Here is an 11,219-nt window from a genome sequence, read left to right on the forward strand (position 1 = left end):
ATTAGTCCTTAGAATTTTTTGAAGGAACTTTTGGAACATTAACCGATGGGATACTATCATTAACATCTTCATCATTCTGCGGCCGCCTGTTACTTAATTTAGATTCATCAATATTACCTTTTGCATCTAAAACTGGTTGTGGCAAAGGCTCCTGGCCTTCAGGTGTCTTCTGTGTAAATACTTTTTGTATATGAACCCATTTACCATCTCTCCACACAAGCCCTTCATAATCGCCATCAGGAATGTAAGTATATTTTTTTTGCGGTTCTCCCGATTCTGAAATTAAATGCTCATAAATAATCATATCCTGGTCAGGGTCGTACGTTAAACGCGGGCTTGCATTTTTTTTATATTCCATTATATACCTTGCCCTGTATTTTTTTATAACGCTATTATCCTGGAAACTAAAATAAGAACCTCCGAAGATTGGCTGTCCATCTTTGAAAGTGAGAATTTCAATGACTTTTTTGTTGCTACTAATATTGTTTTCATCATAACCAAGCAGGGTATAATAATTGTTACCGAAGGCCTGTTTCTCTATAATCTTATAATATACTGCACCCATCCAACCGAAATTATTTCCAATAGTGTCTTCGGCGTCTTTAGTGATATCCGATTTATCAATCAAGGGAAAAAGCTTCAGTGAGCCATCGGCAGTCCTCATTTGAATAGCGCCATGCTGGCGGGTTACATTCTCGTTTATAACCATTTGCCAGGTAAATATTTTAAAAGTACTGTCTTCAGGGACAAGCTTTGAAATAGTTATAAGTGAGTCGAAGGGATAATAAAATGAATTTCTAATTTTTAATGCTCTTACAAATATTTTCGTAAACTGGCTGTCGGCTGCAAATCGTTCTTCAGCTGTTCTTCCTTGTATTATTTTTAATGCGACTGCTTTAAGTGAATCTTCTTTTTTTTGAAAGGCCTTCATTTCGGTACGGCTTATTTGAGAGAAACTCCAATTGCCAATTGAAAGGAATGAAATAAGAAAAAGCCACAATTTATTCATCAAAAAAATTTAAACAAAGAAAACAGTATTTGGTGAAATATATTGTTAAGCAGCAAAATTTAACTAAGCTATAATGCCTTTGCAACCGATATAAGATCGTCAAATACTAGGTCAATATCTGCATCATTAACATCAACCTCTTTTCTTGTTGTCGGTAAAAAAATGTTTATGGCAATATTTAAATTTCTTCCAAATTTCATATCGCTCAAAGTATTTCCGATCATCACACTTTTCGAAAAATCAATTTCAGGAAAATCTTTTTGCGCCTGCAAACCCATGCCAGGATTTGGTTTTCTGTTAGGACTATCACTTTCAAAATCTATGGAATAATATATTTTGTCGATTCTGCCACCTGCATATTCAAATTCTTCAATCATATTTTTGTGAATCAATTCAAGATCTTCCAGTTTGGTAAGCCCTTTGGCAACACCCCGTTGATTGGTTACAATAAATATCTTACCGAATTTTTCCGTAAAAATTTTCAGCGCTTCTTTTACGCCATGATAAAACTTAAACTCTTCCCATTTATGAATGTAATCTTCATGCTTTTCATCATTAATAACGCCATCGCGATCAAGAAATAATGTCCACGTTTTATCTATGTTTTTTAAATTGATTGCATTTGGATAGTTCTTTAAGTTAGTTCCCGCTCCTTTGGAAAGAGCTTGTCCCGGTTCGCCGGGATGTTGGGGTGAGGTTTCAATTTTTAATTCTTCCTGCGCTCTTTCATAATCTTCAGGAATACCAATATCAATAAAATATTCATCCTGAATGAGGCCATACATTTTTCTTTCACTAACAAATTTTTCTAAATAATCTTTTTCAAAAGAAAATTTTTCCGGTAGATTCTCATTTAAGAAAGTTTCTGTATTTAGCGCATACACGCCACCGTTAATTAAACCTTTATTGTAAAACTGTTTTTCCTTAAATGATATGATTAAATTATCATCACCCAATTCAACAACTCCATAACGATCAAAGTTACTCATTGGCTTCAAACACAAAGTGCAATCCGAATTATGTTGTTCATGAAAATTGCTTAATTCATTAACATGTACGTTAAACAATGTATCGCCGTTACAAACGAGAATATTTTTTTCAGTAGATTTTTCAATCGCAAGTTGTAAAGCGCCGCCGGTTCCTAACGGTTCATCTTCAATTGAAAATTGAAAATTATTATGTGGTAAATTTTCTTTTACAAAACTGATAATGCTTTCACTTTTATAACCAACTGAAAAGATAAAATCCTGAATTCCTTCTTTTTGGAGATGAGCTATAACATAGTGCAGAAAAGGTTTTCCGGCAACAGGCGCCATGCATTTAGGAAGTTCTGAAACCACGGAACGCAGTCTTGTCCCAAGCCCGCCGGCTAAAATAATGGCTTGCTTAATCATCGGTTTCTGCAAAATAAATTTCTTCAACAAGCTGGCAAATGATGTGACCAAGTGTTATATGGCTTTCCTGTATTCTTGGAGTATCATCAGACGGAATATTTATCAAATAATCTGCATCCTTTTTTAGTTTGCCGCCGGTAGAGCCTGTGAATGCAATAGTGATCATTTTTTTTTCTTTGGCAACCTCAAATGCGTTTACAATGTTCTTACTGTTTCCGGATGTGCTCAATCCTACCAGTACATCACCTTTGTTGCCGATACCTTTTATGAGCCGTGAATAAATAACATCATAACTATAATCATTTGCCACTGCAGTTATATAAGAAGTATTACAGTGTAAAGCTTCAGCAGGTAATGCATCACGGTCAGTATAAAACCGACCGCTGAATTCTGCTGCAAGATGTTGTGCATCTGAAGCACTTCCTCCATTGCCACAGAATAAAACTTTATTACCTTTTTCAAAAGCATTTACAATAACGTTTACACAATCCATCACTGTCTGTAAAATTTTATCATCGGCAAGAATTTGCTTTTTTACATTGATTGATGATTGTATAATATTTTTTATTTTTTCCATTTTAATATTTGTTTATGCACACCAGGTTGTTAAGCCAAATTTCGTAAATGTATAGTTCTTTACCTCGCCGCCAAATTTATTCAATTCTTCTATCACAGCATGATGCGTATTACCGGGACAATAAAAAATCATAAATCCGCCGCCGCCAGCGCCACTTATTTTGCCGCCGGTTGCGCCGGTTTTTTTGGCAGCTTCATAAATTTCTTCAATGCGGCTGTTGCTGATATTGTGTGCCATCCTTCGTTTCTGCTGAAATCCAAAATCGAGTATTTCACCAAATTCATTCAACTTACCTTTCAATAATGCTTCTTTCATCATGCGGGCTTGTTCTTTCAACTGGTGCATCGCTTCAATACTTTTTTCATTTTTATTGGTCACATTTTTTACCTGTTCGTTAATTATTGCTGCACTTTCGCGACTGTTAGCAGTAAAGTATAAAACCAAATTATTTTCAAGCTCATGCAAATATTGTGACTTAATGCGTAAAGGATTTACAATTACTTTATCACCTTCATAAAACTCCATAAAATTTACGCCACCAAACATAGCTGCATATTGATCCTGCTTTCCGCCGGCAAGTTTTAAATCTTCTCTTTCAATTTGATAAGCAAGATGCGCAATATCATAGTCGCCTAACGGAAGTTTAAGCATTTCAACAAATGCCCCAATGATTGCAACAACCAGCGTAGACGAAGTACCAAGACCGGAACCTGCAGGTGCATCCACAAAAGTGGATAAACGAAATCCTGAGGAAGGCATTCCAAAATCTTTTTGAATGCGGTTATAAACTCCTTTCAATAAATCCAGTGTTCCATCAATAGGTAATGAAGTTGCAAACTCAAAACATTGTTCTTCTTTCCTGTCGAGTGCTTCAACAATAATAATATTTTCAGTAAGAAGTTCTATATTGGCATAAGCAAAAAGAGAAACAGTTGCATTTAATATTGCGCCACCAAATTGATCGCTGTATGGGCTAACATCTGTACCCCCACCGGCAAGGCCTATACGCAAAGGAGCTTTACTGCGATATATCATCTTTATTATATTTTTTAAAGATTTAGAAGCGAATCTTTAATATTATTTTAAAAGTTCTATTATAGTTTTTACCATCACCTCCCAGCTATATTTTTTCTTTTCTTCGCGAAGGTGAGATAAAAAAAATTCTTCTCCCAAATCAAAATATTCTTTAACTTTTTCTGCAATGCTTTCTGCGTTGGGTTCAGCAATTAATCCAACTTTTTTATCAGGAACTAAGGAAGGTAATCCACCAACATTTGTTACAATCATTGGTATTTCAAAATGATAGGCAAGTGGTGTAACGCCGCTCTGGGTGGCGTTCCTGTAAGGTTGTATTACGCAATCTGCGGCACATAAATAATATTTTACCATACTGTCAGAAATAAATTCTGTGTGTAGGATAAGATTGTTTTTTATTAAGGGATCATTTAATAATTCCTGGTAATTTTTTTCATCTTCATAAAACTCTCCCGCTATTAATAACTTTATGTTTTGAGTAGAAGGATTCTGTTTTAATAATTTCATTGCATTTAATAAAATATCAAGTCCCTTATATTTTCTTATAAATCCAAAAAATAAAATCACTTTATCATTAAGGTTGATGTTAAGTTTTTCTCTGGCTTCTTCCTTACTAATTTTTTCTCCAAAATTATCATACAAAGGATGTGGAACAAATTTGGCAGGTTTTCCTTTTGCGAACTGGTGTAAATCTGCAAGTACCTTTTCACTCATGGTTATAAAGCCATCGATCGGTTTCAGAAAGTAATTGGTAAAAGCTTTATCACCGGGGCGTTTTTCATGCGGAAAAATATTATCTGCAATGCATATAATTTTTGTGTGCCGATTTTTTTTTACTCTTCTTAAAATAGTACCGAGGCATGGGCCCATAAAAGGAAGCCAATACCGTACAACGATAATATCAGGCCTTAATTTTCTTAATTCATTTCCTACGTTAATCCAATTGAATGGATTAACTGAATTAATTTTTACGTGGATAGAAATATTTTCCGGTGCAGGTTCGGTTGAATATTGTGTAGTTCCCGGGAAGAGAAAAGATGGATATTGATAAGAAAAGGTGTAGATAGCTGCATCATTGCCTTTATCCATAAATGCTTTTGCAAGCCTTTCATCATATGATGCAAGGCCACCACGAAGTGGATGAGCTGGCCCAATGATAATAACCGAGGCCTTACTCCAAGCCGTCTTTTGGGGAGCGGAAACTGTTTCAACAAAATTTTCAGACATTTTAGCTATTGCTGAATTTAAAGATCAAACAATTAAGCAATATAACATGCAACTATTAATTAATTCTATCCTCAATTAAATAATGATTTCTTTCGGCTCCGTTTCTCGAAATAAGTTCTCCAAGAAATCCTGCTAGAAAAAGTTGTGTTCCAATAATCATTGCGAAAATTGCAAAGAAGAATAAGGGCCTTTGTGTTAACCCGGTTTGGTCAAAAAAGAATTTTGAAACGGTGAGATATATAAAAACAATAAAACCAAATAAAAATGATAAGGTTCCCCATAAACCAAAAAAATGCATTGGATTTTTTTTGAACTTGCCAACAAAAACAATGGATGCCAAGTCAAGGAATCCATTTATAAAACGGTTCCATCCAAACTTGGTAACTCCATATTTTCTTGCACGATGTTCCACCACTTTTTCTCCAAACTTTTTAAAACCCGACCACTTGGCAAGCAAAGGAATATAGCGGTGCATTTCACCATATACCTCGATACTTTTAACCACCTTATTTTTGTAAGCTTTTAATCCGCAATTAAAATCGTGAAGCTTAATTCCACTCACTTTCCTGGTAGCAGCGTTAAATAATTTTGATGGAATATTTTTTGAAAGCGTGCTGTCATATCGTTTCTTCTTCCAACCGCTTACAATGTCGTAACCATCTTCCAGTACCATTCTTCTTAATTCAGGAATTTCATTGGGGCTGTCCTGCAAGTCAGCATCCATAGTTATTACAACCACGCCTTGAGCAATTTTAAAACCTTCATTAAGAGCTGCACTCTTACCATAATTGCGTTGAAATTTTATGCCTTTTACGAAAGGATTTTGACTCTTTAATTGTTGAATGATGCACCAGGAATTATCCGAACTTCCGTCATCAACAAAAATAATTTCATAGGTGAAATTATTTTCTTCCATCACGCTCCTTATCCATGCCTCAAGCTCGGGCAAAGATTCAGCTTCATCAATAAGTGGAATTACTACGGAAATGTCCATTTAGGTGCCTCTTTAATTTAATACTAGTCAACTAACTGCTGCGGCTCTTTTTTTGCAATTGCTGCGCCAATAAGAGATCCGATGGCTCCTAAAATTGCAAATGAGATTAAGATGCCTGCAATCATTCCAACCCAAAAAAATCTCTGAAATATTTCCATACCTTTTTCAATCTGTTCCCTGTTCTCAGGAGTTGCTTTAAGCATTGCATTTTCCCTGGCAATTTCTAAAAGTTGGGCTTTATATTCAGGAAAAACCATATAAAATAAAAGTGAAAAAGCTATAAAGAAAATAGTTGTTATTGCAATTGTTTTAAAGCCATATGCAAACAGGTTTCCAAAAGTTACATTGTTATCCATATCTTTTCCATACTTGATAACAACCAGTATAATGCCTCCAATAATTATTAAATAAGAAATCCAGTTTAGTTTAGTATTTCCCTGCAAACCTCCCATATTTATAATGAGAGTAAAAACCACCATAAAAAGAAATAGTAACAGACCGGCATTAAGATTAGAGAGTTTTTTATTTTTCATTGTATTATGGTTTATTTCAAAAATAGACTGTCTCCATTAATAATCCCAATAACCCGGCCTTTTAGTTTTTTACCAATAAATCCATTGTTTTTTGATTTTGAAAAAATATCTTTTTCTTCAAATACATATTCTGCATCCGGGTTAAATAATGTTATGTTGGCTTTTCTCCCTTTGTCGATAAAAGTTTCTTCTATTTTAAATATGTCTCTAATATTTTCTGTTTGCATTTTTACCAAATGTTCTGCTGAAACGCCGCATACACGGGCGGCGCCGAAAACACTTTCCAATCCTTCCATTCCATTTTTTGCATATTCAAATTCACAAACCTTATTATCCCAATCCTGCGGCTGATGATGAGAGGCAATAAAATCTATCACTCCATTCTTAATTCCATTTCGCAAAGCGTCCCTATCTTGTTTTGTTCTTAAGGGAGGATTCACTTTCAGGTTGGTGTCATAAGACGCCAAATCATCGTCACAAAAAAACAAATGATAAGGTGTAACGGAACAGGTTACACGAAGTTTTTCATTTTTCGCTGCAGCAATCATTTCAATAGATTTTGCTGTTGACACTCCAGTGAAATGAATTTTCGAATTGGTATATCTTACCAGTTCAATATCACGGGCAATCATCAGTTCTTCTGATATAGCCGGCTTTCCTGCCAATCCTAATCGGGTCGATGTTTCACCTTCATTCATCAAGCCTGAAGGACTGATACTTTTATCGTCGGGCAATTGAATTATCGTTCCATCTATGGCAAGAATATATTCCAAAGCCTTTTGTAAAATGCCGGATGATTGAACAGGATTCAGGCCATCAGAAAATGCTATAGCCCCTGTGTTAAACATATCATACATTTCACTCAGTTCCTTGCCTTCTGCATTTTTGGTAACTGATCCAATGGGAAAAATCTGTACTGGTAAATGCTTGCTTTTCTGAACAAGATATTCTACCTGGCTTTTATTATAAACAACCGGGTTGGTGTTTGGAATAAGCATTACTCGTGTAAACCCGCCTGCAGCAGCCGCATTGGCACCTGTTTCAAGTGTTTCTTTAAATTCCTGCCCGGAATCACAAAAGTTGGCAAAACAATCTATCCAGCCTGTTGAAATATGCAGGTCTTCAACTTCAATTGTCTTATCAGCATTGGCTTTTAACCCATTTCCAATTTCTGAAATAATACCATTATCAATTAAAATATCCTGTGATGTTCCGTGAAAAGGAGAGGAGGGTGAAACTATTGTCGCTCGTTTTATTAAAACCTTCATTAGGTTTATGAAAAAATTTGGTTGCGCGAAGATAGGGTTAAAAAATAATTAAATAAATTTCATTAATATCAAAATCATTCGAACACTAAATTTAATTTACAGACTTAAAACGGAAGCTTATTATAAATTTTGATAAATGCTCCTGTAGAGAAACACTTCTTTGGAATAATCTTTGGCAAAAGTGTAAGAATCCACATCGAGCTGTCTTGTCAATGCTTTATTTACATTGCCTTCCCCGCAGTTATAGGCAGCTGTAACAGCCCTTTCCCAAGAGGCTTCGGAGAGATTGGCTTTCCAGCCTTTCTGCTCTAGATAATTTACTTTTCCATTCAACACGCTAACGGCCATTTGAGCTGTTGCATTTGCATCCGTCCATTTGCCCGAATTTACAAACGTTGGAAAGGAAGCAATATCAATTTGCCAAAAGCCAAATCCATGGTATTGCTTTGCCGCATCTCCGGGGCGCTTGCCGTAATCTCCTTTCATTAAAGTACAAATTTGGCTGAAGGGTAATCCCTGGTTGGCATATCTTGTAAATAAAAACCCGGTTTCGCGTGCGCAAATGCCTGCAAGCCAGTCTTCGGTATACATGCTGTTAGTAATGGTGTTTTTAATGATACCGCCCAAATTATCTTTAATCCATTGCATCATTTTCTGATCGGAGTTAATATGCGGTTGAGGTGGTTCATTATCCGGATTAAATCCTAACGAAGCGGCTTTCCCCAGCGTCAGGCTTCCTGCAATACCGGTTTGCTGTATGCCATAAAATTTTTGAAATGCCTTCGTAGCATCTCTTGTATTTGGGCCAAAATTTCCGTCAGGGTCTGCATTTAAAAAACCTTGTAGTTTTAAAAATTGCTGCCACTTTTTAACAAGTGAGCCTGTATCGTTTAATTGAATTGCCATTTAAAAAATATATAAGGGATAAAGAAATATATTTTTATAAATATTTTTTGTGGCGGGAGGTTAATTTTTACAAGGGTATGGAAATCCGATTTGGTTAGGAACATTTTTATTCGTGTTCGACAAGATCAAAATTTGAAAATAAATATTATAATAGCAAATAATCACGAAGATTAATTCCTGCTATTTTATTCATCTATTGAAAATGTCGCATTTATTCGCAACATTTGTTTGTCTCTTGCTGGTTAATAATACACGCGGCCTTTCAGCCTAACATGTCTTTTTTTATACAGCGATTTAAATTTTTTTAAAATGAATCATCAAAATTTATAAAATAAAAATCTTTATTCAATATTACTATTATGGAAAAATTTGTAAAAAAGAATGGAGTTAGTGTAAGAGCCTATAAAGGGGATGCCATGACACTCTTATGTTTTGATGTTGATGAAAATATTATAAAAAATTTTACCGGCTTTAGTATCAAGGTTACTCCGCCAGGCGAAAACAGCCGGTCTTATTATCTCTATAATCGTATCTCTTATTCGCCCGATGTAATTACAGCAAGCAAATTAGATCCCAAAAAAATTAATATTTATAAAATGAATTATGCGCCGTTGCAAAGGTTTAGCTGGGTTCATGTTGCGGGAACAGATGACGGTACCAGCCATTACATTTATGGTAATTATAAATATGAAATAACACCACGATATCTGATTGATAATAAATTGCAGCTCCTTAATAAAGAATTAACTGCGAGTGTAACAATTGACGTGAGTCCATATAAATCCGGAAAATTACAAATAGGTTTCACCAGAGGGTTTATCGAATCCCAGGCTTATTCAAGGCATTTTGGTCTGAACAATAAAATAAGACCGAATAGCACTGATTTAATTTTTGATATAAAACAAATTGCAAATGCTTCTTTTGGTCAGTATACTTTTGAAGATCAATATAAATGGCTTGGATGGCAGGCTCGCGTTGCACTCTTAGAGTTTTTAGATGAAACGCTGCAAGATAAAAAAATGACTTTGGATGTTTTTGCGTACGACCTCGATGAACCTTACATCTGCAGCCAATTGCTGGAACTTGCCAAAGAAGGAAGGGTAAGAATTATTCTGGACAATTCCGCTGACTACAACGGAAGCACTGCATTTGAAACAAAATTTGACCAGGTATTTAAAGAAGTGGCTCTTGATAAAAATGCACTGGTAAGAGGTAAATATCTTTCTCTCAGCCATTCTAAAATATTCATTCAGAAATTTAATAATAAGCCGGCTAAGGTATTAACGGGGTCGGCAAATTTTTCAACTAATGGCCTTTACATAAATGCCAATCATGTAATCATATTCCAAAACATGAGAGTGGCGCAGGTTTATGAAGATGTTTTTAATGAAAGTTTTGGCACAGGTGATGCAGCTACCACTTTAAAGATGAAAAGTTTTAAAACTGGAAACGTTCAGGCTACTGCATTTGAATTTAAAAATATTAGCGGTATACCGGATATGCTTATACGCTTTTCGCCGCATAGTAAAGAGGTGGCTACTACATTTTTTGCGCTTATTAGCCAGCGGATTCTAAATGCACAAAGCGATGTGTTATTTGCGGTGATGAACGACCGGAGCGCAAGTAGTATTTTGGATGCATTACACACACAGGTTAAGGCTGAAAAGGTTTTTACTTATGGAATTACAGACGTAATTGCCGATAAACAAAATGGCGTAATGCTCTATAAACCTAACAGTAAAAGAGGCGTTTTGGTGGCTGGCAAACCGGGCGAATATATTCTGCCTGAACCTTTTGAACAAGAATCAAAAATACCTGGCATTAGTGTGCACCATAAATTTGTTGTGGTAGATTTTAAGGGAGCAAACCCCGTGGTATACTGTGGCAGCAGCAATCTTGCATTTGCCCCCGAACAGGCAAATGGCGATAACCTGCTTGAGATCCGTAACAGGAATGCTGTAACTGTTTTCGCTATAGAAGCTATGCGACTTGTTGATCACTTTGAATGGAGGAATGCATTGGCTATTAGAGGAACCGAGCAACCTGTGATTCCAGCTGCAGGTACGCCTGCAAATACTTTTTATTTGCACGACAGCGCGGAGAGCGATTGGGTTGCAAAATATTATGATCCTAATGATTTGCGTTGTGTAGAAAAGGAATTATTGATAAGGCCCCATCTGAGTGCTTAATTAATCTGTTGCTGTTATCGTAAATTCCTTTTTCAATTTTATGTCTTCGCAGGATGCTCCGATTCTTACTTCAAATTCTCCCGGTTC

The 11,219-nt window shown here is 35.7% G+C and carries 10 protein-coding genes; 1 reads left to right on the top strand and 9 read right to left on the bottom strand.

Features of this window, described 5'->3' with window-relative positions; translation table 11 throughout:
- Position 1: 1 nt before the first annotated feature.
- From FW778_RS18720 to FW778_RS18760, 9 genes are all read right to left on the bottom strand, one after another.
- Positions 2-1,009 (bottom strand): hypothetical protein, encoded by a 1,008-nt coding sequence (locus tag FW778_RS18720; protein WP_150416384.1) that lies wholly within the window; start codon positions 1,007-1,009, stop codon positions 2-4.
- A 68-nt stretch (positions 1,010-1,077) separates the two neighbouring features.
- Complete coding sequence (locus FW778_RS23510; RefSeq protein ID WP_150416385.1) at positions 1,078-2,403, bottom strand: HAD-IIIA family hydrolase; 1,326 nt, start codon at positions 2,401-2,403, stop codon at positions 1,078-1,080.
- Positions 2,396-2,980 (bottom strand): D-sedoheptulose-7-phosphate isomerase, encoded by a 585-nt coding sequence (locus tag FW778_RS18730; RefSeq protein ID WP_150416386.1) that lies wholly within the window; start codon positions 2,978-2,980, stop codon positions 2,396-2,398. Before FW778_RS18730 ends, FW778_RS23510 begins: the two co-directional genes overlap by 8 nt.
- A 12-nt stretch (positions 2,981-2,992) precedes the next feature.
- Positions 2,993-4,015 (bottom strand): GHMP family kinase ATP-binding protein, encoded by a 1,023-nt coding sequence (locus tag FW778_RS18735; protein WP_150416387.1) that lies wholly within the window; start codon positions 4,013-4,015, stop codon positions 2,993-2,995.
- Between the two features lie 42 nt (positions 4,016-4,057).
- On the bottom strand, positions 4,058-5,242 hold the full coding sequence (locus tag FW778_RS18740; protein ID WP_150416388.1) for a glycosyltransferase: 1,185 nt from the start codon (positions 5,240-5,242) through the stop codon (positions 4,058-4,060).
- Between the two features lie 55 nt (positions 5,243-5,297).
- On the bottom strand, positions 5,298-6,236 hold the full coding sequence (locus tag FW778_RS18745; protein WP_150416389.1) for a glycosyltransferase family 2 protein: 939 nt from the start codon (positions 6,234-6,236) through the stop codon (positions 5,298-5,300).
- A 23-nt stretch (positions 6,237-6,259) separates the two neighbouring features.
- Positions 6,260-6,769 carry a DUF4199 domain-containing protein gene (locus FW778_RS18750; RefSeq protein WP_150416390.1) on the bottom strand — a complete coding sequence of 170 codons (510 nt, stop codon included), beginning with the start codon at positions 6,767-6,769 and terminating at the stop codon, positions 6,260-6,262.
- An 11-nt stretch (positions 6,770-6,780) separates the two neighbouring features.
- Positions 6,781-8,037 (bottom strand): dihydroorotase, encoded by a 1,257-nt coding sequence (locus FW778_RS18755; protein WP_150416391.1) that lies wholly within the window; start codon positions 8,035-8,037, stop codon positions 6,781-6,783.
- 120 nt (positions 8,038-8,157) lie between these two features.
- Entirely contained in the window at positions 8,158-8,943 is a 786-nt protein-coding gene (locus FW778_RS18760) for a peptidoglycan-binding protein (protein WP_150416392.1), read from the bottom strand.
- 359 nt (positions 8,944-9,302) lie between these two features.
- Here FW778_RS18760 and FW778_RS18765 point away from each other — a divergent pair, with 359 nt between their 5' ends.
- Positions 9,303-11,132 (top strand): phospholipase D-like domain-containing protein, encoded by a 1,830-nt coding sequence (locus FW778_RS18765; RefSeq protein WP_150416393.1) that lies wholly within the window; start codon positions 9,303-9,305, stop codon positions 11,130-11,132.
- Positions 11,133-11,219: the final 87 nt, after the last annotated feature.

Source organism: Ginsengibacter hankyongi, assembly GCF_008710285.1.
GTDB classification, from domain to species: Bacteria; Bacteroidota; Bacteroidia; order Chitinophagales; family Chitinophagaceae; genus Ginsengibacter; species Ginsengibacter hankyongi.